This window comes from Parabacteroides sp. B2-S-102 (assembly GCF_023656665.1).
GTDB classification, from domain to species: Bacteria; Bacteroidota; Bacteroidia; order Bacteroidales; family Tannerellaceae; genus Parabacteroides; species Parabacteroides distasonis.
The window spans coordinates 131,379-156,997 of sequence record NZ_JAMOKM010000008.1 but is presented as its reverse complement, the minus strand read 5'-3'; the positions used below and the strand labels follow the sequence as shown (position 1 = coordinate 156,997).

Sequence of the window (25,619 nt, the reverse complement as noted above, 5' to 3'; positions counted from 1 at the left end):
TTATTGCATTTAAGATTTACGAGCCGATAGCTCTATGATTTTTATAACTGTTTCCATACTCTTTTCCAACGAACGAACGGGCAAGAACTCATAACGTCCGTGAAAATTCAGGCCTCCCGCGAAAATATTCGGGCAAGGCAATCCCATAAACGACAGGCGGGCACCATCCGTACCTCCCCGGATCGGTTTCACGATCGGTTCTACCCCAACGGAGGTCATCGCCTCAAACGCCAAATCAACGATATGCTTCTGGGGCTCCACGACCTCGCGCATATTGTAATATTGATCCCGAAGCTCTAAATGCGCACATCCCGGATGCGCTTCATTCATCTTATCAACCAACGTACGAAGCAATTCTTTCTTCTCCTCGAACAACTTCCGGTCATGGTCACGGATGATGTAAGATAGAGTAGCTTCCTCAACCGAACCGGTCATACCGGTCAAATGGAAGAATCCCTCATAACCAGTCGTATGCTCCGGACGTTGCTCGGCCGGCAACCAAGAAGCAAACTCGATCGCACGCAAGGAAGCGTTTTGCATCTTATCCTTGGCGTATCCCGGATGTACGTTCAAGCCCTTGAAGATAATTTTAGCGCCGGCGGCATTGAAATTCTCATATTCCAACTCACCGATTTGTCCACCATCAATCGTATATCCCCAATCACAACCGAACTTCTCCACGTCGAAATGATCGGCACCTTGTCCGATTTCCTCATCCGGGGTAAAAGCGATACGGATCTTACCGTGCTTGATCTCCGGATGATCCTTCAAATATTGCATAGAGGCGACGATAGCGGCTACACCTCCCTTATCATCGGCACCTAATAAAGTCTTACCATTCGTTACGATAATATCCTGTCCCTTATAATCAGAAAGCTCTGGGAACATCGATTGAGATAGTACAACATTTTCTTCCGCATCCAAGACAATATCACCACCCAGATAAGTCACGATACGAGGTTGAACATTCTTACCCGACATATCCGGACTCGTATCCAAATGAGCGATAAAACCGATAGTCGGGATTTTCTCGTCCGTATTAGCCGGCAGAGTAGCCATTACATAACTATTCTCATCCAAGGAGATCTCCTCCATACCAATCGCTTCCAATTCCTTCACCAAAGCCTCGGCAAAGACACGTTGTCCCGGCGTACTAGGAGTCGTACCCGTCTCCTCGTTCGACTGGGTATCGAACGTAACGTACTTTAAAAATCTATCTAAAACTGTCATAACTCACTCTTTTTAGCCATTAAAACATTGCAGGCATAAAAGTAGGTAAAATTTTTCTAAAAACAGCTTGAACCATCAAAGCAATGCGTACAAACCTTACACTTAGGAAGGTCGATCGCCTCCACCAAGGTTTCCAGCGTATTAAACTTCAAGGAACTCAACCCGAAACGCTCGGCGATAATTCCGACCATCTTCTTATATTCCGGAGAGTCTGTCGTAGCATATTTATCCAGATTCTTATTCTCATCCCCTTCCAGTTCCTTGATAATCTGACGAGTTATCAACTCCAAAGGACTCTTGGAAGAAGTAAAACCGATAAACGGGCAACTATAAATCAATGGAGGGCAAGCGATACGCATATGTACCTCTTTCGCCCCATAATCATATAAGATCTTCACGTTATCACGAAGCTGTGTACCACGCACGATCGAGTCGTCGCAGAAAAGGATGCGTCTGCCTTCCAGCATCGCACGGTTCGGTATCAATTTCATCTTAGCCACCAAAGCACGCATCTCTTGGTTAGCCGGGGTAAAACTACGAGGCCACGTCGGTGTATACTTAGCGATAGCCCGATGATAAGGCACCCCCTTACCTTCCGCATATCCCAAGGCCATACCCACGCCGGAGTCCGGTATACCACAGGCGCAATCCACCTCCGAGTCATCCTTCTGCCCCATCTTATATCCACTCATAAACCGGACATCCTCCACGTTCTTACCCTCATAGCAAGAAACCGGAAATCCATAATACACCCAAAGGAAAGAGCAGACCTGCATCCCTTCATTCGGTTTACGCATCTGCTCCATACCATCGGCACGCAAACGGACGATCTCGCCCGGGCCTATAAATTTCTCGATCTCATAATCCAAGTTCGGAAGACTGCTAGACTCACTGGTCGCCGCATAAGCTCCGTCTTTCTTCCCGATTACGATCGGCGTACGCCCCCACTTATCACGGGCGGCGATAATACCATCCTCCGTCAGGAGCAACATAGAGCAAGAGCCCTTTATCTTATTGTAAACATTCTCAATACCCTCCACGAAGTCCTTGCCTTGTGTAATCAGCAAAGCGACTAACTCCGTCTGATTCGTTTTTCCGGAACTCAATTCCGAGAAATGCATGTTCGCTTCCAATAACTCCTTTTCCAGCTCGTCCAGATTATTAATCTTCGCCACCGTCACGATCGCGAATTTACCTAAGTGAGAGTTGATAACGATAGGCTGCGCATCCGTATCGCTGATAATACCGATCCCGGCTTTTCCTTTGAATTTAGGAAGCCCCGGTTCAAACTTGGTGCGGAAATAAGAATTCTCCAGATTGTGGATCGAACGCGTAAACCCTTCTTCCTTATCGTACGTAGCCATACCGCCTCTGCGGGTTCCTAGATGAGAATTGTAGTCTGTACCATAGAATAAATCCGTAATACAGGCTCCTTTAGAAATAGTTCCGAAAAAACCACCCATTGTTTTTTATGTTTGTATTTATGTTTGAGACCGCAAAGTTACAAGTTTATTTATATATGTTCCAAAATTTACTTCATAACGTTTATTATCATCGGCAATAAAAAAAGGATACCCCTTTTCAGGATATCCTTTTCCTTATTCTTTGGTCGCAGAAACTTAAGCCTCAGCAACAACTTCTTTTACAGAAACAAATGATCTGTTTTCTTTTCCTCTACGGAAAGTAACAACGCCATCTACCAACGCATACAACGTATGATCCTTACCGATACCTACGTTCTCGCCCGGATGATGAACCGTACCTCTTTGACGAACGATGATGTTACCAGCTTTAGCAACCTCACCACCAAAAAGCTTAACACCTAATCTTTTACTTTGTGATTCACGGCCGTTCTTAGAACTACCCACACCTTTTTTATGTGCCATTTCTTTTCTTCTCCTTTAAACGTTAAGCAATAACTTCTTTAATACTCACCTCAGTGAACTGCTGACGGTGACCGTTCAATTTACGGTAACCTTTTCTTCTCTTCTTGTGGAATACCAGCACCTTGTCACCTTTTACCAGCGGAGATAATACCTCGCATACTACCTTTGCGCCCTCTACAGTAGGAACACCCACTGTTACCTCACCGTTGTTATCTACTAACAACACCTTGTCAAACTCCACAACAGCACCGCTTTCCGCGTTCTGAATGTGATGAACGAACAATTTCTTGCCTTGCTCAGCCTTGAACTGTTGTCCGTTAATTTCTACGATTACGTACATCTGTCTTAAAATCTTTTAAACAGGTTAGGTCCCGGGGGTGGGCTCCGTCTCCGGCTCCACTTATTTACCCTCTGCGGAAAATCGAGTGCAAAGATAGAGTTTTTTATTTAATTCCACAAACATCTTCTTGAACTTTTAAAAAGCCACGCATAAGACGATGAGAATACAGAGCTTTTTACTACCTTTGCAACTAATAATATATTACTATTATCCAAATAAAGATGCAGGAAACAAATAATATGTTATCAGTTCTTGACAACTATACGCTAGACAACCCGGATGAGATCGCTAAAGAAATAGCCAACGACTTCCGCAAGCGACGTATAGAGAAGAATCTGACACGCGAACAAGTGTCGGAGAAGGCAGGTGTAGCAGTCAGTAATATCGTGCGATTCGAACAGAAAGGTCTTATCTCACTCAAGAACCTTATCGGCATAGCAATGGCATTAGGTTACACTTCGGAGATAAAGAAGCTTTTTTCCGAACCAAAATACTCCACCATGGAGGAGCTACTACAAATCCGCAAGAATACCAACAAGAAAAAAGTACATAAGTAATGAGAATCAAAAAAATAGAAAGACTTATCGTAAAGTATCACGAACAGATAGTCGGGACGCTTTCGCTCACTCCCGACAACAAACAGTGTGCCTTTGAATACGATAAAGCATGGCTTTCCAACGGTTTCAGTATATCCCCATTGGAACTTCCGCTGAAACCGGGATTGTTCATCGCAAAGCCCTCACCTTTTTATGGGAATTTCGGTGTTTTCGAAGACAGTCTGCCCGATGGCTATGGTCGCTACCTCTTGCATAAGGCCTTGCTCAAAGAAGGCATCAACGATACCCAATTGTCAGCGCTCGACCGTCTAAGTCTAGTGGGAAATGGGGGTATGGGAGCACTCACATACGAACCGGAAACCAGCATAGGTACTTCGCATGAGCCCCTTGATTTCGATCTGCTGCAAGAAAAGGCCTTAGAAGTGTTGCATGAGAAGAACGACGATGACGTAGAACTTCTTCTTTTTAACAGCCGAAATAGCGGCGGATGCAGACCCAAGGCATTGTTCTCCAACAATGAAGGGCATTGGATGGTGAAGTTCCGCCATACATACGACCCTCAAGACATGGGATTGATAGAATTTCATTACAATGAGTTAGCACGACAATGTGGCATCCGCGTTCCAGACTTCAAACTGATCAACGGTAAGTATTTCACGACACGCCGCTTCGACATCTCGCAAGATGGAGAACGTTTGCATACAGTCACAGCCGGAGGACTGCTTAACATTCCACTATCCAACCCAATTCTCGATTATAGCAACTTACTGGCCCTAACTGGCTATCTAACGCAGAATCCTTTAGAAGTGGAAGAAATGTTTCGTCGTATGGTTTTCAACTATTTCACAGACAACAAAGATGATCATTGCAAGAATTTCAGTTTCACAATACAGAAAAGTGATACCAGCACATGGCAATGGCATCTTGCTCCCGCCTACGATCTCACCCTATGCACAGAGGGTTATAATGGTGAACATGCGACTTCGGTCAATGGAACCGGACATCCCACCATTCAAGACATGATAACCATCGGTACTAAAAACAAGATGAATAAACCGCGCTGCATACGAATCATTGAAGAGGTTAGGACTGGCTGCGGAGATTTGTTGCGGAACAAAGACTGGGAGTAATTTCGACAATAGGAGCTGCCTTCCAATCTATCAGACCATCCGCCGTACGTAAGTCCATAAAATCAAAATCCATAAGCCATCGTTTCAATTTCTCTTCCGCTCCACGCAAGCCATAATACGATTTGAAACGACGGATATAATTTAAGTCCTCAATCATCGGTTGCTCCGCATCCAGATCACGAGGATGGATGTAAGCCAACAAATATTCCGGACATTCACGTGTCCATTTCCTCAATAATCTATAGGGAACCAAGCGGAAATAGCCTCCTCCAGAGAAAACGATATGCTTTCCCAATATCTTACGATACACGATCGGGAATTCTTTCATCCTTATTCCGTTATATTCCACCCAGCTAGGCACCGCAGAAACATATGATGGCATTCCTCCATGCGCATGATGCGCAGGAAAAACCGAGCTATCCATACGAATTCCCAATTCATGCAATATCTCGAAAGCCCACCCCTCGCTCTCACGGATCGAGAAGCCCGGCGCACGAAAAGCCTCTACCTTCTGTCCCGTTATATCCTCCAGCAATTTTATGGAAGAAGAGACATCCTCTTTGAATGCCTCCCTCGATTGTTGCCACACTAACTGATGATTCATCGTATGGCTTCCCACCTGATACTTGGATGCAATCTGTCTCACGATATCCGGATACGTCTTGGCGATCCAGCCGATCACGAAAAAAGTAGCCTTCGTATCTGTCTCCTCCAAGATACGAAAAATGCGCTCCATATTCTCATAGATACGCACTTCAAACCCTTTCCACTGCTCTTCAGAGCGTGTAGAATCGTTATCGAGGAGATGAAACCATTCCTCGATGTCGAAAGTTAGTATGTTCATATTTTGTTAAATCAAGATCTTAATTTAGATTTTCGAAAAGAAGGATTCAGATATTTCACCAAACCAGATAATATACCCATCAACATTGGTAAAGGGTCTTTTAAAGATCCATCCTGATAAAATATATTCTTACCTAAAAAGCAGAACCAAGAGGGATGGGAACTAAATCTTTGGGGAGAAAAGATAAACCACATAACATCCAGTCCCCAAAAACGTAATACTTTTCCGATATGATAAGTATAAGTTAAGATCGGTTCATCCTTCATATCATGAACGATCATTTCCGGATAATTAACTCCTGCTATATATGCAGCATGTATACTTGCCGGTACACGAGGATTTATTTCTATAACTTTATATTCCCCCGATTTGCTCTCCATAATATCAAAGTCGGCAAAACCAACCCAATCCAAAGCATCTAAAATATCTTTACAGATGCAGACCAAAGTCTCATTTTGAATCGTCTCACAATAACAACTAGTCCCTCCTTTTAAAGGGAAATAACGCATGATTCGAATAATTACGGCTTCATGGCACCCCCCGCTCTTATCACGATAAAGCATCACATTATAATAGATCCCTGTATGATCAACATATTCCTGTAAAGTGCAACGACCAAAATCTCGTTCTATGGCAGGCCATTTGTCTAATAGCTCTTTCTCTTCATGCACAAGCATAATCCCTCTAGCCCCAGATGAAATATTCGGTTTGATTAAAGCAGGAAAGCCAACATAAGATACTACTTCATGCAGATTTTTTGACGAAAGAAATGCAGTCCGAGGGTGTGGAAATGATCGTTGCTTGCAAACATCCATCAATCTTTCTTTGTCATGTGCCTTTATAAAAGTATCATAATGTGGAATGGCACACTTCACGGAAAAAGAATTTTCTATCCTCTCCTTATTTTGGCTCAACAACTCTGCGCTATCATTATACATTGGAATAATAACATCTTGTGGATTTTTCCCCAAGAAATCAACTAAAAAATTCAAGTATTCAGAGGGAGCATCACGCAAGATAGGACAAAGGATCTTATGATCTACAAACCTAGAGACATAACCATAAGATAACCTAGATTCAATGAAACCAAATATAACATGACCATTCTCTTTCAAAGAACGAGCTACGGAAATGGATTGAACCGTATGAGCATCCAGTAACAAAATATTCATATCTAGCGGTATAACATAAACTATTAAAGCTTATAGTACAATTTTTCTCTTACGACCCCTACTATTCCCCAATAAACTAAACAATACAAACTTTTTATTAATGATAATTTTTCTACTCTTCGAAGTACCAGCCACTGAGGCTTTATCATTCTTATTTTATTAGAAGTAACTGCCGTGACCCTATCTCTATAGGAGATTGTTACAGTCAAATTTCCATAAGCATATGGTACCTCTTTCAGGATTTTTAGCCAATAAACATAATCATCCCTGAGACTCCCTAATTGCTCATCAAAATAATATTTCTTCGATTTGGACACATCATAAACCGTAGCAGAAGGACAAATCGGACATAATTTTAACAAATCATCATATTTAACCTTTTTCGGACGGGGAAATGGAACTCCCAAGTATCGCTTAGAATGTTCTTCTATATGTTGTACTGAAGCATAAACTATAATAGCTTTCTCCGTTTGCAAAAAATTCACTTGTGATTCCAAATACTCTTCCGGCCACATATCATCCGAATCCAAGAACGCTATATACTGTCCTTTCGCCTCTTTCAACGCAATATTCCTCGCCCCAGAAGAACCTTTGTTCACCTTGCTCTCTATCAATTTGATCCGCGGATCCGCATACCGCTTCACGACGTTGATCCCCGCCCCATCATCCGGCGAGCAATCATCTACGATAATCATCTCCCAATTCGTATACGTTTGCTTCAAGACAGATTCTATCGTATCGCCAACAAACTCAGCCCCTTTATACATAGGGGTAATGATCGAGACCAATCCCTTTTCCATATTTTCAGACATTGTATTATATTTTTCTCTTTATAATCATAATCCCACCAAAAGACCGACAAATCTTGTCAGCCTATTCGCATCCTTTACCCTACGATATATCACGCCAAAGAGGATGGGTAACGAGAATCCCAACACAAACGAGACACACGAAAACAGATATTGGTTCACCTCCGGAAAAGCATGGGCAATAGGTCCGCACACAAGCATCTGCGGGAAATAAGAAAGCAGGAACACGGTATAGGTGTAGTCGGATAGATGTATCAAGCCTACCCCGCTACGCTTCTCCACTATAAGCGATAAAATCAGGCTGAATACGATACCTACTAATGCGGCAACCAATTTCCATGGCAATAAGCTAGCGGATAAAGCAAACGATCCCAAAAACATTCCATACTTATATCGTAGCAGAATAGCATCTATCCTCCCCTTATAAATACAATAAAGAATTCCCAAACCGAAATAAGCGGAGTAATGAACAGCAACCGATATTTGCATAAACTGCATATTAGGCATCACATAACTTAACACAAACAGCAAAATTACCCCCCCCATTTGTAAATATACGTTAACATATATCCATTTCCTTAAAAGCGAAAAGAATACGAATATCATGAACAACGTCGGTAAAAACCACATAAATCCAATCGGATACCAAAGCATACTCTCCACCCACGAGGAGAAACTAAACGTCAACGGATTCTGCATCAACTCCGCAGGAACAAAACGTGACTTAATAACAAAAATCACACTATTAATAAATAAGAAAGGCAATAAGAGCCGCTTGACCTTTTTCCTCATGAATGGAAAGAATCTCATTCCTTGCATTTTATTTGCTGGATATGTATACGCAAACAAGAATCCAGACAAGAAAAAGAAAAGAGGCATATGAAATGAATACACCCATTTATAAATCCAGAGATCTCTGTAATCCAAGGTAATATCCGCATGGCCTATCACAACCAACAGTGTTGCAAAAACAAATAAAAATGAAACTTGCGTGAGTTTCTTTCCCATAATCATTCCAAGTTTAATTAAATTTTTCCGCCAACTCCAACGCATTTGCGATCACCTGATGCATATCATAATATTTATATTCCGCCAGCCGACCGCCAAAGACCACCTTCTCTTGTGCGTCTGCCAAGGCCTTGTACCGAACATACAACTCACTGTTCCGTTTATCGTTCACCGGATAATAAGGCTCATCCCCCGGTCTCCACTCCTTGGAATTCTCCCTTGAGATCACCGTGTCCGGTTGTTGTCCAAACTCAAAATGTTTATGTTCGATAATACGGGTATAAGGAGTATCGGCATCCGTATAGTTCACCACGGCATTCCCTTGGAAATTAGGAACACCTTCCAATAACTCTGTTTCGAAACTCACGGTTCGATACTCCAAATACCCAAAGCGATAATCAAAGAAGCGATCAATCTCCCCCGTGTAGATTACCCGATCCGCTATCGAATCAAAATATTCTCGATTCCCGAAATAATCCGTATTCAAACGAACCTCCACGCCATCTAGCATTTTCTCGATCATCCTCGTGTATCCGCCCTCCGGGATACCTTGATACTTATCATTGAAATAATTATTATCGAAAGTGAAACGCACAGGAAGTCGTTTAATGATAAACGCAGGAAGTTCCGTAGCCTTACGTCCCCATTGTTTTTCTGTATAATCCTTGATCAGCGTATAATAAATATCCTTCCCGATCAAAGATATAGCCTGTTCTTCCAAATTCTTAGGGCTAAGGATTCCGGACTCTCTCCGTTGCTTCTCTATCATCTCCTTAGCCTCCTCCGGGGTCGTCACCCCCCACATCTGATAGAAAGTATTCATATTGAAAGGCAAATTATACAGTTTTCCCTTATAATTTGCCACAGGAGAGTTGGTGTACCGATTGAACTCAACCAACGAGTTCACGAACTCCCATACCCTCCTGTCACTGGTATGAAAAATATGCGCCCCATACTTATGTACGTTGATGCCATTCACGGACTCCGTATAGACATTACCCCCTATATGCGAGCGCTTGTCTATAACCAAACATTTATATCCTTTTTGATGAAGGAGGTAGGCCATTGTGGTTCCAAAGAGACCGGAACCGACGATAAGGTAATCATAAATCATCTCTATATGGTTTAAAATTATTATTTGAGGAATCTGTCAACAGGCACAAAGAATAAGATCCTTTTTGTAAGCCTATCGGTTTCCTTATCTACTATTGATCATGCATAAACCACTTATATATTCTCAAATACGGCAACGGTATCTTTAGAAAACGTTTTAAATAACCTATTTTCCAAGGTGATGAGGAAATACCCTTTTTCAATTTCAAAAAACTGAAGTAAACGCCACGATTAGGTTTAGCCAACGGGGAAATCGTATTATTGGCATAAAAAGACCAATTTCCGAACCGATTTAAGTCCGACTGACGGGTTTCCGTTCCCAAACGGCAGATCGCATCGAAAGCCATCGTCTTGTCCCAGCGGATGACATCCGACAAGGAATTCTCACAGAACCGCTTGACAAAGCATAAAGCCCCCTCCCGTATCTTTAGGAGATCCTTGAAATCATTTCTCAACTTACTGTTCCCATCATATTCAAAATCATACAATTCAATAGTTTGATCCGATTTATACCGTTTCACCGAGCCGTGATCCGCACTGAACAACATCTCCAGTAACCCCTCGAAGGATCGCACCATCACCTTTTCCTCGGAATCTTCCGAGCCATACAGATAGCCGAAAGCGTTTTCCTTATCCAACATGATACCTAGATAGAATCCCATAATTTCCATATTCTTTCCTAGTTCCGGCAACATTTCCTCCAAAGCCTTCTGTAAACGTCCCCGCCAACCTATATCGATAATCCCTACTTTTCCGGATAGGTTTAAACGATCGATGTAGTACTGTAAAGAGAGAAATTCTTCTTCCGAATTCTCAATAATATCGGGAAGTAATTCCTTTAGGAAACTCGATAAATCCTTATTCTCTAAAAAATCTTTTTTCAAAAAAGAATCATCCAGATCAAGTCCATAACGACCAAGTGCCAAGACATATTCCTTATAATCTAACCCCAACAAATCCAACATCGTTCTGACCGATGTATAACGATATATAGAGAGCCTGTCCAACATGGCTTTTATATCCTTGCAATGGCGTAATATCGGGACTAATAAACTTCTCCTTGAAGCATATACATATTCAGTATCCTCCTTAGGATATAATATCTTATAAGCGGCACGCATGATTTGTCCGTCACGAGAAAGGAACAGAAACTTATCGATTCCCAAACGTAATTTATATTCATGCAGCCAAACACAAAACCCATACAAAAGAGGTCCCAAGGTCTCATATCCGATACGAAACAAACGATCACCCGATTCCGATACCGTATTATTGATAAAGCTATACAAAGAATCCGAATCGAGTTCTCCCGTTTTAGATTTCCGACAATAAAGCGTATGGTTGACCTCTCTTGGTATATGAACGGATCGGATACCGGACAATTTCGGACGTATATAATCCGCCATCAAAGCATCCCCTATATGTACTATTTTTCCGGGGCTGTATGAGTTCTCCCGCAATATCATCCTATACATATTGCCGGTATATTTTTGGACTCCGGTCTCCGAGGAGACGTATATTTTCTTATACTGGTTATAACCGCATTTCAATAAAAGACGCTCAATAAAAGCCCGATCCAAATACATATCGGAGACGATAATCACCTCTTTCCCCCAGTCAATGGCATACTTATAAACCTCCTTGATTTCTAGATTCACGGTAGTCAACGCATACTCCATCTCCAGTTCCAGCTGCGATAAGGACGATTTAATCTCCTCCTCATAAGGCAATTGATCGTAAATTTCCCCAAACGAGATCTCCTCGCGATCGGACAATTCGCGGGCCGTTCGCTCCGCACATACACGCTTATCCCTGAATCCTTCCATAGAGACACCGAAACGTTTTAACGCCTCTCTTTCCACCAACGAGAACACATCTTTGGGTGTCCTTACGTTCCTTTTTATCAGCGTGTCGAACACATCGAAAGAAACAACCTCGCATCTATCGATATATTGCTTGTAAGACTTGATACTCATTCCTGTGTTGTTTTGTGGTTTTGAATTAACAAATTATCATAGACCTTTTTTAATTGCTCGCCATAGACCTCCTCCGTAAACGAGTGAATGGCTTTCTCCCTCGCTTTATCTCGAATAATGGTCGTATCCATATCCAAGACTTTCTCCATCAATGCCTCCAATTCGCTATTCGAATCAAACAAGAATCCGGTTTCCTCATGTTCTATCAATTCCGATGTCCCACCCGAATTCCTTCCGATAACCACGCAATCATTCATCATAGCCTCCACCGTCACTCGCCCGTATGCCTCATGCCAGGAACACATTAATAATGCAACCGCTTTCCTCATCAACTCCTTGGCATCCGTACGGTATCCCAACAAGACGACTTTTCCCTCTATCCCCTCTTTTTCTATAAGCGATTTCATCTTCTTGACGAAATGAGCAGATCCGGTTCCCGCTATATACAGCCGAATATTGCGATTGCGTGACACTTTTGAAAATGACGATATAGCATCCAAAACACCTTTATTTTCACTTAAGCCACCACAATACAAGAAATAATTCTCCTTCTCATAATGCACATCTTGAATATTACGGATAGAATCGACCGCATCGTAAAGAACCACTGCGTTCTTATTCCGAATATGAAAATGCCTCTTTACCGCTTCAGACACACAAATGACAGAATCCGAATTATTGAAATCCTCACATAACTTTTCAAAAGGTTTAAATGACCGCATATAGAAATGTAAATCTGACATTTCTCTCAAATGCCAAACATGCTTAATCCGCTTTTGTTTTGCGATTTCAAAGCCAATACTAATCCAACTATTATTCGAATGAATAACATCTATACCATTCTCTTCTATAATTTTTAATATCAAAGGATAAGAATACTTGTTAAGAATCCAATAATAACAAAACCTAACAGGATATAATATAAAACTTAAAAAATTCTTATTATAAGTCGCCATATTAAATTTAAATGGAACAACCTTATACGATACGCCCATTTCTTTCAACAGCGACAAGAAAGGGCCTTCTGATGGAGACAAAACCAAACAATCCTTAAAGCCATACGACTTAATCATATTAGAAAGCGAAAGATTTGCTCCATACAATCCCGCATCATTCAATAAAAAAGCAACTCTCATAATTATTCACAAAATATTGTTTGATAAGGAGAAACACCAACATTTCCTTCTTTTAGGCCCCTATTATTAGCATAAATAAACATCTCAAATAAAACAACATAAAACAACACCATGAGATATTTCAAAGCTATAATCTTTTTCTCACGCCATACACTCAAGCATAAGGGGAGAGCAAACACCAATGTTATTGCAGCTGCATCTGCCAATCTTAAAAAAATACTAACCTTTGTCATTAAGACCAATGATATAAAATAAAACAATGAAAAATAAATCACAGCATTATCTTTAGTCTTCGAGAACAAGACAGACAAAAAAACTATCGCCGCAAACAATATTTTCGAAAACGCACCATATCCCGTATTATAGGAAGGCTCAACCCCATAAACACTAAACATATATCCTCCATAATATGAATTCAAGAACAAGTCATTGTTCAACAAAACAAAAAACATATCTGTATAACATATACATAATAAAAACGATGAAATGAGCAGGAGAATAATTCTATTGCAATGCATCCTATTTACAAAAAAGAATGGCAGGAAAACAAATGAGGAAGCATGAAACAAGACAGACAATGGATATATTATGAAAGCCCCCCATCTTTTACCTCTAAAAAACAAATCGAATGCTAAGATTACGAGAGACAAAGAAATCATATTCCTTATCGCAGAATAAGACAATAAATAGCACAACAACACATACATCAAAATTTTCCACGTATAGTTCTTTCTTTGCAAGAACAGCAAAGGAAAATAGGTTATAAATGCAGAACAAACGAAAAGGCTATGCGCAGGCAACTGAAGATTCCTTAAAAAAAGGATCAAAGCATAAAAAACTATTTCTGTTTGTTTGTATTCGGAAGAAAAATTAAAAGAATCCACATAACTTGCATAATCAGTACCAATATCATATCGTAGAACAGAGGGCACGAAAAGTACCATAAAGAGGCTGTAACGAGCAAGGATACGTGAGCGTCTCGTTTTAGAATGTTCTGCATAATATGCGAATAATACGGACAGCAACAATATGGCATTATATAAGATAAATGTTTCTATCATAGTACTATAGAGACAAATAACCAATTTTCATATTCACGAAATCATTACTTCAACGCTTCCCGCAGAAACGTCACGGATCGCTCACGTAAAGGTGCCAGCGACTCCTCTATCTTGTCCCAATCTATCGGGAGATGATAAATCCGTTCAAAATCTCCGGGGGCTTTCCAGACGTTATCCGACAAGCTTAGTTTGGAAAGCATGTTTAATACACGGCTGTTCCCTTTGGCATGCGTGCCGGACAAAGGGAAATAAACGAAAGGCTTATGGAACAGGATACAGAAAGCCACCCCATGAAAAGAGGTGGTCACCACAAGGCCGGAATGCCGGATAAGGGAAAGCCATTCCGGAATAGTGGCGTAACGATATTCCACCCCTTGAAATAGTTCACGACCGGGTAAATATCCGCTGGCGGGTGTCACCACCAACGATAGTCCCTCTCTCTCTGTGAAACCTCGAAGCTCCGGCCAACATATCTCCTCATTACTTGAAATATTGATACTATATATAAAAATGTAAGGAGAAGGGCTTGGGGGTATATCTCGTGAAAGAGACAGATACTCCTCCTTCGCAAGCAACAAGGTCGGATCGAGCACATGTACCGCCTCTTTCCCGACCGCTTGGCAGATAGCGACCCCGCTTTCCTCGCGTACGGACAGGATATCGAACCGAGACAATCTAGCGGTTAGTTCCGCTTGAAGCCTTAAAGGACATTGATCCGATCCGAAACTAGCCGCGTATGCGATACGCCTTATCCGATCCGATCCGAAATCCAGCCAATAGGCCCGATCGTCTTTCCGTCTCAAAAGCACGGGATGCCATACCTGGTCGCTACCCGTTATATAGAGATCTGCCGTTGGAGGATCCTTCCGCAACTCTTTTAAAGAGCCATAGATCCGTTGAGTCTGATAGATATGGCTCTTCCTAAACTCCTCAAAACGACGCTCTTTATTCTTAACCCGATTAACAGCCTCCATGCGCCTGACCTCGCGATGCCTCCACCAACGCAGGAGCGGATAGACGAGAACCGTCTTCGCCATAAGCTTCAAGCACTTTCTCCAAAGTGGTTCTTTATAGAGGTAACGTATTAAGAATGGCTCATGGCCAATCCCTTTTAAATAACGCTGCAAAGCCCAACACTGCAATTGCTGCCCATAATTGTCACCGCTTTGCCAAAACGTAACGATTCCTATTCTCATAGTCTATATTTTATTTTCTTCCTCGAAACTGCGGATTGCTGATCCATGAATTACTGATTTATAAGTATAAAGTTATCAAAGCGACAGCCGGACGGCCATCACCCAATAGAGATAAACGTTCTAAAAATTAGAAATCTTTCGTATTTCGGGTTACAATCACCTCACATTAGGCGGAAAGGGCACTGTTGTATTGCAGCGCACCCTGTAAAAAGACAGCAGAACCCAATCATTCGAGTCCTTTTAAAATCCTACCCTGCGAGCCACCGATGGCAAGACTCTTCGTACGCCATATACAAGGCATGAGGAGAGAGCCAACACTACGAATGTCTGTGAGAACCAATCCCAATGAAAGGGCAAGCGACTCAATACCATGATAAAAAAGCAATGGATAAGGTATATCCCAAACGAGATCTGTCCCAACCAGACCAATAGTCTAAACCAAAGGCCAAAGGAGGTAAACTTCCGCTGAGTCTTCTCGGAAAACAATACCATGATTACCGCCAACGAATAGAGATGCGCGGAGGCCTTTATGCCATATCCCATATAGTACAAAGGATACAACCATTTGGTTTCCAAAAACGAGAGGAACAGACCTATACCCATTACAAAAAGCCATGGCCAAAGCCGATAAGCACGCTCTTTTCTATTGCCTAGATAAACCCCCATCACAAAAAACAGGAGCCATACGGGAAACAGGCCACCCTTTTCCAAGGAACTCATGCCATATCCTTTGACTAAATCTAAATAAGTGACTAGTATTATAGCCACCATAGTGATAACGAATGCTAAAATTACCCCCCCATATTAACCTTTCGTAACACCGGAAGCAATACATAGTATTGAATGATAAGGGCTATGAAATAATAGATGGAGAAGCCGCAGGCGAGGAATAGGATCATGCCTTTCATCCAATCATTACCCTGCCACACATAGAGGGCCCAATAAGGTAAAGACCAGATTAGAGTAGGTATATAGATCTTGGGGATTTGATGTTTCAAGAATCGCGCATACGACCGCTCGCCTTGCTTTTTTGCAAGGAAATAACCAGATATGGCCAAAAACAGGGGTACAGCGCAATTCAACATCTGCCTAGATACAATCAGTGCGTCTCCAACCATTTCCTCTTTTTGCGAAGTGGCGGCAAACGTATGGATCGCTATGACCATCAAAACGGCCACACCCCGAAGAAAATCGAACCAGCTCTCTCTCTCTTTCATCTCCCCATCACCTTCTTGATCATCTCTTTCCCCTTTTCTCCTACCACGCTCTTCATCGCCTCTTTCAATACGCCTTTGGTCGATACGTTCAAGTTGTTCATGATCCGTATGGCATCGCTCTCGTCCCGGCTGTCGGTGAATACCTCGAACAGCATGGGACGATCGGTGAGACCCGGAGCGAGGAAACGGTCGAGTTGCCTCAAATAATCCTCCTTATTCTCGGCCGAAAGGTATTCATATCCCAGATCCTCCGCATAGTGGCGCACCAATTGGCGCGACTTATTGCCATAGTGACCGGCCGCGGCGATGTAATCGTCCGCCGCCTCGCCGAAGGCGGCGCCGGGATGCATGTAGTTGCGAAACTCCGTCCCTTTGCCGTTATTGACTAGCAAGATGCGGACGTTCCTCCCTACATGACGGTTTCCCAGCACATTCATGTCGTAGAAAAAGGCCAAGTCGCCCGCCACGCAGAAATAGAGCTTGTCCGGATGTACCCAGGAAGCGCCCATGAACGAGGAGATATAGCCGTCTATGCCGAAACCGCCGGTATTGGCGTATCCGTACACCGAATCGGGCAGGTCGAAGTAGTTCCATGTACGCAACGTATTGAGGATACCCAAGAAGAGCACGCTTCCCTCAGGGATACGACCTGCCGTCTCATGGGCTATCCATACGTTCGAGAACGGCAAGGCGCTTTTCGGCACTTTCGCCCAAATGGCTCTTAGTTCCTCCCGGCAAGCGTCCAGGTAGCCTTGACGCCCCGCGGACGCGGTATCCGCGTAACGCTCGAAAAACGCCCGCTCCTCCATCTCGAACACGCAGGTCAGTTTACGATAGGTATCGCGAAGCGCTCCGTCCGGGTTCACACGCCACACCTCCTGGGGGCGCATTCCTATATAACCTCCGGATACCTCTCCGATATGTATCAGCAGATCCATGCTCACCAAGTCGCAATAGTCCTTCTCTTGCGAGGAGAGGATGGAGACCGGGACCCGGTATTTCCCTTTGTAGCCGCTGGTATGATCCGTGAACACCACCGCGTCGTAGGTGGAGCAGAAAGCGTCGAGAGCCGCCGTCTCCGGATCAGTGAATTTCCGGTGCGTGCCGACAACGACCGCCACACGCCCCTTGGGTAACTCGGGGAACAGGTCTTTCGGCATGACACGGCGGATCATCCGTGCCTGCGGCAATTCCCTAACCGAATAATCGCGGCTGTAGGTGGTCTCCATATTCAGGTGCACTGGGCCTCCGCCGCGATGACGCAACTCCAGCAAGGCGCAGTTTATCCTCACCGTGTTACTCCACTCCTTCACGCTGTCGTCCGTCGCAGGTATATACTCGCTCAAGAGAGCGATGTCGTTCTGTATGACGCGCCGGTCTATCACCTGTGCGATATGATGGCCGATCCGGGAAATATCCTGCGTGCTCGTGACGGCCAGTACCGGCAACTTTCGATAATAAGCCTCGGTTAGTCCCGGGATATAATTACGGGAAGCCGTCGCCCCCGTACAGCTCAACACCACGGGCTCGCCCGATTCCTCCGCCATACCACACGCCAGATACGCTGCACTACGCTCGTCCACGCTCGAATACACCTCAAACCACTCATCCTGTTGTAAACTCGCGACAAACGAAAGATTCGTAGTTCCTGGAGACGCAACGATTTTCTTGATTCCGTGCTGCTTAAGCAACGAGATAAGGAGCTGGACACTACGTTCCGAGCTATAATATTTTCCATCCATATTCCTGTTTTCTAAAAAGTATAATCCATATCATCATAAGTGACAGTTGCGGCTCCCCCTGTCATATAAACCATATCTCCGACTATCGTCCGTCCCATTGGGCTTACCAACACTACCGCCATGTTAGCTATCTCTTCCGGCAAGGCATAGCGCCCTATCGGATTCCCCTTATTCGTGATATTACCTTGACCATCTTTCAACAACATCGGGGTGGCCGTAGGCCCGGGCGCTATCCCGTTCACCGTAACACCATAAGGGGCAAGGCTCTTGGCAAGTCCAAGCGTCAGGCCTCGTATTCCCCACTTGGAAAGCGTATAAGCGGAAGTCGCAGGACGCAAGCAAGAGGACGAACCTACATTCAGGATATTCCCTTCCACCTTATTCGCTTTCAAATATCCGCCAAACAGTTGCGATAAGAAGAATACGCCTTTAAGGTTCGTATCTATCACCTTGTCAAACGCTTCTTCCGTGGCATTGGGCATCGAGGCACCTAGCACACCCGCATTGTTCACCAATATATCTATATGCGGAAATCCTCCGGATCCCACTTTATCTAACGCCTTTTGAAAACGATCATGGAATAAGTCCACCCTTGTATTATCCATTACCAAACCGAACAAACGGCCTTTGTAATGATCATCCTCGTTCAATTCCCCACAGGCCAGTCGCAAGCGCTCTTCACTACGACCCGTTATCACGACCGCCGCACCACTCCGTAAAAACGCTTTCGCCATATGGAAACCTATCCCGCTCGTTCCGCCCGTGATCAGAGCCACACGCCCCTTCAACAACTCGTTCGGAGCGAGACTTACCACCCGAACGTCAAACTTCCGGGCAGGAATATTATTGAGAATGAACTTAATCATCCCCTTTACCTTACGTTTAAATGACATATTTCCTTATTTTTATCCAGCCTATTGATCCTACATTACCGCCTCTTCCCCATCAGTTTCAAGAAGATCGCCTTCACGTAATGGGGGTATCGGTGAATCCGGAGGAGCATTTTCACATAGAAAGCCCTTTTCGCTCTTTGGGAATAGCGTTTATAGCCCACACCTTTCAGCCAATGTAACAGTTTATCGCAATAAGGATAGGTCACTGTGTCATCGATGGAATCCACGATATCCCAAAGCCAGCATAAATTCCGCTCGCGATATTGATAGAGACGAACGTGACGGGAGAATCGCTTCTCGTCGAACTTCTTAAATCCCCAATCTGCCGGATCCTCTCCCGCGCACAGGATATTAAGCTGCGTCCTCACACATTTAATGCACGTGCCACACTGCTCCGTCTCGTCATCAAAACAAGTCCAAAGCATGGTTCGCTCCCCCCGTGCCTTACACCACTCCACGATATTCCTCGCTTTCAGTGAACGCCGCACATAAAGACCATCCTGCTCGGTGAAGGAAACCTCCGCGAACTTGAATGAATCCGACAGCTCCGGATTCGCCCCGTCCAAATTGGAGGCATGATTATCCTCTAACTGCTCAAAGGTACTTCCCATAACTAAATATCTAATACCCAGCGCATAAGCAAAAGGCGCAGCGGAAAGCAGGTTCCCCAGATATTTCATGCCAAACCATCCATCGAAACGGAACGCCTTGCTACTGAGGGCGAAAGCGTTCTTCAACTCCGCCCATATCCGATCGTCATCAAAAACATCGGCTTGGAAATTATTCGTGATCAGAAGCCAATCACTGCCTGAAACGGCGGAAAACTCACGGATGAGACGAGACTTGACCTGGAGGAAATCCTCACCGGTGTCTTCTTTCTTCGTCTTTGCCATAGCCTCGATACTTGGCACACTCACCAAGACACTCCTCTTTCCTGGATTATTTATCCCGGCATGTACCGCATCTATGCCCCCGGAAAAGAACACGATCGTATCAAACCCGCTCTTTCCCATCTTATTCTCCACCACGGCTCCGGGTCTCACCCTCCCGCTCCACACCTTCTTAAAGGGACCGTAAATCCGGGAATAAGTCTCATAAATATCCGGCAAACACTCATACAACGTCTTATCCATGGACGGGACAACCAGATCCACCCCATAGAACCACGTAGCCGGTAATAAGTACAGCGAGATAGGGATAGCCAAGATAGATTCCGGCAAGTCACGCAAGGAAAAGGGAAAGCCCTCAGCATGATGGAACTTCACCCATGCCTCCACCCTCCGGCTTTTAAGAAGACTCAAGCCCGTAGAATCGCATATCTCATACTGGATAGTGTCGCCAACAGCGACCACTTTCGTGATCTCAATTGTCTTATTCATCTGTATATTAATTTGATTACATCTTTATTCCCGAAAGCTTTCACTGAGCGCGGGATAGTCTCTCTTTTAATATTCTCACCACATAATCCCTCTCCTCCCGGGTCATGCCGATGAGTATCACGGCCACGCCGATGAAAGCCATGATCGCAAATGTCCTTACCCCAAAACAGACGAGACCCCCGTATTCCTTTCCGGGAAGAATATAAATGAACAACGCGGACAGCAGGAATACGGCCAATGAGAACGACAAGCATTCCTTGCAAAAACGTGCTACCGGAAAAGCGAACTTCAATTTGGAGTGGATGAGCAGCACGACAAGCACAAGAGCCTTAAAAACAATGTTCAGCACAAAAACCGTCTCCACAGGCATCCCTAGCTTCAAGCAAACATACGAAGCCATGAAATTAACCGTATAGAGACTTGCCAAACCTATCTCGAAAGATTTTATGTTCCCCTGTGCCAGCATACCTGTTATAAGGGGGTTCAAAAAACACTCCACGAGTGAGTACAGAAGGGTAAGTACCACGAAATTCACCGTATGGGCGGGGACATCGACCAACCACAACCGCAACACATAATCAACGCCCGCACAAAGGGGCAACAAGATCATCAACATGATAAAAAAGCTGAACTTGCTGCACCGGATGATCAGGGAATACATCGCCTCCAGATTCCCGGAGGCGTAGTTCTTGGTGATTTGCGGATTCGAGGCTTGCATGAAATTCATGACGAAGCTATACACCGCCGCGTTGACTTGCATAGCGATCCCCCGTGCGGCATTGACAGCGGGACCACCAAACAGGTTTAAAAGGACGTTGCTTCCTTGGTCTTTCAGCACGATGGCCCCATTCCCCAAGAACGCCCAACCAGAAAAAGCGAACATGCGGGAAAGCAATCGCCTGTCGAAGCCCCACAGGAAACGGCACTCCGCAAAATGACGCTTGCAATAGAGCACATAGGTGAAACGCACGATCAAGGCCACCAACACCATGCTCAAGGCGTATAGCCAAAGCTTATCGACAGGGGAGATCAGTAACAAATAGGCCACCAGCAACTTCAAGACCACCTCGATGATGCTGATGTAAGCGAACGCCTTCATCTGCTCGTGGGCTATAATCAACGCATTATAGGGAACGCTCAGCAAATTGATGAAAAAGCTCAACACGGAGAACCCCAACACATAAAACGTCACGCCGAGGCGGTCGGACGGTATGACCATCTTATGCGCCACGAACCAAACCCCGAACGTGCCTATCAGCAAGGAGATGACAAGCCCCATGGCTATCTGTATCAACAAGGAGGATGAGAAAATGCGCCGCAACCGCAAGGTAGTGGCATCCGGCTGCCCCATCTCGTAGGTAATGAAACGGCCGATAGCCACCGACAAGGCACCCGACAAAATGTTGAACAGCGCCACAAATCCACCTACCACGTTGTAGATGCCATAATCCTCCTCGCCCAATACCTCCAGTACCACCCGTACCGTATACAAACTTACCGCCATCACCAATATCTGGCGGAAGTAGAGGAACAGCGTGTTCTTAGCGATCCGTTTATTGTTCACTGACGAAACTGACATAAGAAAGGATTCATTTTTACCCGATTTGAATTTTCGAGCAAAGGCATCGTATCAAGAGGCTTTGGTCAAGATAGTATAAAAATGGCTCGTTTTTTTGTAAGCACTCAATTTAGGGCATACCCCTTTGAAAGAGCACTTTTCAGTGCCCTAAACCGAGTTTTGTTAAATAATTAGTTTTGAAATTAACATTGGCTCGTAACCAAAGTGATTTTGTCAGGAACCATGTTAACATAATCCCTGCACCCGTTAAAGATATTTTAAAAAAAAGTTCCGATGAAGTTCCAGATAGAACTTAATATTCAATCTTCCATCCCTCGATCGTCCGTGTCTCCGTGCTGAAATTAATCCCAACCTTCACCACCGGTAACCCGCAAAGAGCGAAACGCTCCGGATAATTTTTCAAGTTGATTTGATCAAAGGCTATATCCGCGGTCCTATTCAACTTCAATTCCACGACATAAAGTGTTGTCGTGGTGCGCATCACCATGTCCACACGGCCTTGGGGGGTACGGACTTCCACGTCCACATACATTCCAAGCAGGCTGAAGATCGTATAAAGCAACGACTGGTAATGACCCTCGTAATCCGTATTGTCACATTGAGGGATGGTGGACAGGAAGGTCTGCAACAAACGCAACGCATCATCCATCCGCTCTCCTGCGATCGCCTCGAAAAGAAGGGCTACCGTGGTAAGCCCATCCGCGGTATATTGATGCAAAAAACCGGGAAGCAAGCTCTTCAACAATCCCATACGTACCTCCTTGTTGGGGATATCGAGCGTGTACAAATTCGTGAGCGGGGAATAGCCCTTTATCGTGACGTAACCACTCTGATAGAGCAAGGGCGTAATATCGAGCATCCGTTCCGTGGGGGCGTCAAACGACTCCGCCAACACTTTGCGTGCGCCTATTTGCTGGGGTTCCACGTGATACTTATCCAACATCTCGATCAAATAGGTAGGTGTACCACTATCAAACCAATAGGAACTGATTTTTCCCTTGCTCAAGGCGGTAAGCAAACTGAACGGATTATAAATATCGGATGACGGCCACGTGAAATGATAACCGTCATAATTATCTTTCAGGCGAAGAAAAGCCTCCTCTCCGGATATCCCCAGCTTCCCTGCCAGCAAATCGATATCCGCACCCATCTGACCGCGCAATTCCTCTTCCGAGATGCCGCAAAGCGAGGCATAAGCCTCGTCCATGCTGATGTTCTCAATATTGTTCAGCTCGCTGAATATGCTCAACTGTGAGAATTTCGTGATACCGGTGATGAACACGAAGCGCAAGTAAGGATCACACGCCTTCAACGGACTGTAGAAATTGCGCATCACGTCGCGCAATACGGGAAGATCCCTCTCCTCGTGTACCACATCCAAGAGCGGAGCGTCGTACTCATCAATCAAGACAACCACCTTCTGTCCGGTCTGGGCGTAGGCACGTTTTATCAGGCTCTCCAGACGCTGGTTGGTATAGACCGCGCTCTCATCGCGTCCGTATATTTCCTCGTAACCGGATAGTTTCCGTTCCAATTCACTCAACAAACGTTCCTGATCCATATGCTTCGCCGTGCTCATGTCGAAGTGAAGCACCGGATAGCTCGTCCATTCCTTTTCCAGCCGTTCCATCGCCAGCCCTTCGAACAGTTCCTTACGTCCCTCGAAGTAGCTGCGCAGCGTACTGGTCAGCAAGGATTTTCCAAAACGGCGGGGACGGCTCAAGAATTGATATTTCGAGGCGGAATGGGTCATTCGGTAGACCAGTTCCGTCTTGTCTACATACAGGTAATTCCCCTCCCGGATTTCAGAGAAGGTCTGGATGCCTATCGGATATAATCGTTCTTGTCCCATCATCGTATCGCCTATTTAGTCTTGAACCTCAAAGATTCAATTTTTCCCGGATTCAACGAATTTCACCTTGTTTTTTACAGATCATCGTTTCTACACAGGTGTTTTCGCGATAAAACAATTAATCGTCAAATGTAGCAACGACCATAAAATCAAGTTTATAGCCAACAAGAAGGTAATATTCATCCACCATGCCAACCATGCGTTCAATCCGATAAAAGACAACGCTATCCCAAGGATCGTCACCATCACCATCCGTACCCGCATCCCCGTGCGCAACAACTTATGATGAAAGTGATTCTTATCCGGCAAAAACGGATTCTTGTGCTCACGCAGGCGATGCAAGACCACACGGATCACGTCCAGCAGCGGAACCAGTACCGTAGAGAAAGCGATCACCATGTACGGGTTGGACAATGTCGGAGAGACCTCGTTCGTCACGCTCATGTGGATGATCAGGAAGCTGATCACGTAGCCCAGCGTAAGGCTGCCGGCATCCCCCATGAAAAGCTTATGTCCACGGTTGGCGTTACCGAACACGTTGTAGCACCAAAAGGGCATAAGGATACCCAGCGTACAGATCGCCAACAAGGCGTAAACATACTGCCCACGAAGAAAGAATATCACGCTCAAGACCGACAAGGCGATACAACACAGGCCCGAGGCCAGGCCGTCGATACCATCAATCAAGTTAATGGCATTTGTTATATATACCACGATAAACACCGTGAACGGCACCCCTACCCAAACCGGCACCGAGTAAATACCGAACAAGCCACCAAACGAGTCGAACCAGTTGCCTGACAGTACCAACAGAAACGCCGCAGCAATCTGCACGGCGAACTTATAGCGGTAGCCTACACCGACCAGATCGTCGCAAACACCCACCAGATAAAGCAGCGTCATGCCCACGAACAGGAACAGGTACTCATAAAGCATATTGAATGACAAGCCGGACACGTTCACATCCCAAAAGTACAGACGAAAACCGATCACCAGGAACATCGACATCAGGATCACTGGAAAAAAGGACAGCCCACCCAGACGAGGAACCGGCATCGTATGTACCTTACGGACGTCCGGGACATCATAGAGCCGTTTCTTATGGGAAATCACCAAGATCCTCGGGATGATCACCATGCCGAGCGATACGGCAAACAGGAAACCGAATAATAGAAACAAAGATGTTTGCATGATCCTAACGTATAAGATTATTTCTTTCTTTCATCCATCTTCCCCCGCATGTAAGCGATATACCGCTCCACGGCTTCATGGGCCAGTCGGCGGAACCGATCCTCGTCATCCAGATGTTCCCAAAGGAGGTCCAACAGACGGACATAGATGCTGAAATGCATGTCTATACCTTTTTTAAAGCGTTATAGGTACTGCCGCCCATACCTCCGGTTACGCAGACGATGGATTTGGTCAGCTTGGTGACTTTCAGCAGCGTGTCGATGTAATCACCCAGACGGGGAAAGAATTGTTGTCGGTACATATGTGAT

25 protein-coding genes are annotated in these 25,619 nt (G+C 44.7%); 2 read left to right on the top strand and 23 right to left on the bottom strand.

Going from position 1 to position 25,619, the window contains the following annotated elements; genetic code table 11:
- Positions 1-9 precede the first annotated feature (9 nt).
- The 4 genes from pepT to rplU form a co-directional block, all read right to left on the bottom strand.
- Positions 10-1,230: a peptidase T gene (gene pepT / locus NBH07_RS12365; protein WP_005861913.1), complete on the bottom strand. Its 1,221-nt coding sequence runs from the start codon at positions 1,228-1,230 to the stop codon at positions 10-12.
- Positions 1,231-1,286: 56 nt separating this feature from the next.
- A complete protein-coding gene (locus NBH07_RS12360; RefSeq protein WP_009018525.1) occupies positions 1,287-2,693 on the bottom strand; it encodes an amidophosphoribosyltransferase in 1,407 nt (468 codons plus the stop codon).
- A gap of 156 nt (positions 2,694-2,849) precedes the next feature.
- Positions 2,850-3,116, bottom strand: a complete 267-nt coding sequence (gene rpmA, locus NBH07_RS12355; RefSeq protein ID WP_005861909.1) for a 50S ribosomal protein L27 — start codon at positions 3,114-3,116, stop codon at positions 2,850-2,852.
- A 22-nt stretch (positions 3,117-3,138) separates the two neighbouring features.
- Complete coding sequence (gene rplU, locus NBH07_RS12350; RefSeq protein ID WP_005861907.1) at positions 3,139-3,456, bottom strand: 50S ribosomal protein L21; 318 nt, start codon at positions 3,454-3,456, stop codon at positions 3,139-3,141.
- Positions 3,457-3,677: 221 nt separating this feature from the next.
- Between rplU and NBH07_RS12345 the strand changes: the two genes are divergently transcribed.
- The gene (locus NBH07_RS12345; RefSeq protein ID WP_005861905.1) at positions 3,678-4,013 is read left to right on the top strand and encodes a helix-turn-helix domain-containing protein; all 336 of its coding nucleotides are present in this window, start codon (positions 3,678-3,680) and stop codon (positions 4,011-4,013) included.
- On the top strand, positions 4,013-5,143 hold the full coding sequence (locus NBH07_RS12340; protein ID WP_057317599.1) for a type II toxin-antitoxin system HipA family toxin: 1,131 nt from the start codon (positions 4,013-4,015) through the stop codon (positions 5,141-5,143). Before NBH07_RS12345 ends, NBH07_RS12340 begins: the two co-directional genes overlap by 1 nt.
- Here NBH07_RS12340 and NBH07_RS12335 read toward each other — a convergent pair.
- The 19 genes from NBH07_RS12335 to NBH07_RS12245 form a co-directional block, all read right to left on the bottom strand.
- Positions 5,097-5,987, bottom strand: coding sequence for a polysaccharide deacetylase family protein (locus NBH07_RS12335; protein ID WP_005861900.1), 891 nt, complete (start codon positions 5,985-5,987; stop codon positions 5,097-5,099). The two genes, NBH07_RS12340 and NBH07_RS12335, sit on opposite strands and share 47 nt — an antisense overlap.
- 11 nt (positions 5,988-5,998) lie before the next feature.
- Entirely contained in the window at positions 5,999-7,159 is a 1,161-nt protein-coding gene (locus tag NBH07_RS12330; protein WP_005861898.1) for a carboxylate--amine ligase, read from the bottom strand.
- Positions 7,160-7,182: 23 nt separating this feature from the next.
- The gene (locus NBH07_RS12325; protein ID WP_005861896.1) at positions 7,183-7,971 is read right to left on the bottom strand and encodes a glycosyltransferase family 2 protein; all 789 of its coding nucleotides are present in this window, start codon (positions 7,969-7,971) and stop codon (positions 7,183-7,185) included.
- Positions 7,972-7,995: 24 nt separating this feature from the next.
- On the bottom strand, positions 7,996-8,976 hold the full coding sequence (locus NBH07_RS12320) for an acyltransferase family protein (protein WP_250833518.1): 981 nt from the start codon (positions 8,974-8,976) through the stop codon (positions 7,996-7,998).
- Between the two features lie 13 nt (positions 8,977-8,989).
- Complete coding sequence (gene glf, locus NBH07_RS12315; protein ID WP_005861893.1) at positions 8,990-10,090, bottom strand: UDP-galactopyranose mutase; 1,101 nt, start codon at positions 10,088-10,090, stop codon at positions 8,990-8,992.
- Between the two features lie 91 nt (positions 10,091-10,181).
- Entirely contained in the window at positions 10,182-12,065 is a 1,884-nt protein-coding gene (locus NBH07_RS12310; protein WP_156682553.1) for an HAD family hydrolase, read from the bottom strand.
- On the bottom strand, positions 12,062-13,060 hold the full coding sequence (locus tag NBH07_RS12305) for a glycosyltransferase (RefSeq protein WP_226768327.1): 999 nt from the start codon (positions 13,058-13,060) through the stop codon (positions 12,062-12,064). Before NBH07_RS12305 ends, NBH07_RS12310 begins: the two co-directional genes overlap by 4 nt.
- Before the next feature lie 143 nt (positions 13,061-13,203).
- Entirely contained in the window at positions 13,204-14,145 is a 942-nt protein-coding gene (locus NBH07_RS12300; RefSeq protein WP_226768326.1) for an EpsG family protein, read from the bottom strand.
- Between the two features lie 161 nt (positions 14,146-14,306).
- Positions 14,307-15,458, bottom strand: a complete 1,152-nt coding sequence (locus NBH07_RS12295) for a polysaccharide pyruvyl transferase family protein (protein ID WP_005861884.1) — start codon at positions 15,456-15,458, stop codon at positions 14,307-14,309.
- Between the two features lie 240 nt (positions 15,459-15,698).
- Positions 15,699-16,250, bottom strand: coding sequence for an acyltransferase family protein (locus NBH07_RS12290; RefSeq protein ID WP_262884040.1), 552 nt, complete (start codon positions 16,248-16,250; stop codon positions 15,699-15,701).
- Complete coding sequence (locus NBH07_RS12285) at positions 16,250-16,675, bottom strand: acyltransferase family protein (protein ID WP_122128703.1); 426 nt, start codon at positions 16,673-16,675, stop codon at positions 16,250-16,252. Before NBH07_RS12285 ends, NBH07_RS12290 begins: the two co-directional genes overlap by 1 nt.
- Positions 16,672-18,417 (bottom strand): thiamine pyrophosphate-binding protein, encoded by a 1,746-nt coding sequence (locus NBH07_RS12280; RefSeq protein ID WP_005861880.1) that lies wholly within the window; start codon positions 18,415-18,417, stop codon positions 16,672-16,674. The genes NBH07_RS12285 and NBH07_RS12280 overlap by 4 nt, the downstream gene beginning before the upstream one ends.
- An 11-nt stretch (positions 18,418-18,428) precedes the next feature.
- Positions 18,429-19,310, bottom strand: a complete 882-nt coding sequence (locus NBH07_RS12275; RefSeq protein WP_005861878.1) for an SDR family NAD(P)-dependent oxidoreductase — start codon at positions 19,308-19,310, stop codon at positions 18,429-18,431.
- A gap of 35 nt (positions 19,311-19,345) precedes the next feature.
- Positions 19,346-20,689, bottom strand: a complete 1,344-nt coding sequence (locus NBH07_RS12270) for a hypothetical protein (RefSeq protein ID WP_156682555.1) — start codon at positions 20,687-20,689, stop codon at positions 19,346-19,348.
- A gap of 40 nt (positions 20,690-20,729) precedes the next feature.
- Positions 20,730-22,268, bottom strand: coding sequence for an oligosaccharide flippase family protein (locus NBH07_RS12265; protein WP_005861874.1), 1,539 nt, complete (start codon positions 22,266-22,268; stop codon positions 20,730-20,732).
- Between the two features lie 292 nt (positions 22,269-22,560).
- Complete coding sequence (locus NBH07_RS12260) at positions 22,561-24,120, bottom strand: PD-(D/E)XK nuclease domain-containing ATP-binding protein (RefSeq protein ID WP_036629199.1); 1,560 nt, start codon at positions 24,118-24,120, stop codon at positions 22,561-22,563.
- Between the two features lie 90 nt (positions 24,121-24,210).
- On the bottom strand, positions 24,211-25,311 hold the full coding sequence (locus NBH07_RS12255; RefSeq protein WP_156682556.1) for an MraY family glycosyltransferase: 1,101 nt from the start codon (positions 25,309-25,311) through the stop codon (positions 24,211-24,213).
- 17 nt (positions 25,312-25,328) lie between these two features.
- Positions 25,329-25,472 carry a hypothetical protein gene (locus tag NBH07_RS12250; RefSeq protein WP_005861867.1) on the bottom strand — a complete coding sequence of 48 codons (144 nt, stop codon included), beginning with the start codon at positions 25,470-25,472 and terminating at the stop codon, positions 25,329-25,331.
- 2 nt (positions 25,473-25,474) lie between these two features.
- Positions 25,475-25,612 carry a hypothetical protein gene (locus NBH07_RS12245; protein ID WP_005861865.1) on the bottom strand — a complete coding sequence of 46 codons (138 nt, stop codon included), beginning with the start codon at positions 25,610-25,612 and terminating at the stop codon, positions 25,475-25,477.
- Between the last annotated feature and the right edge of the window lie 7 nt (positions 25,613-25,619).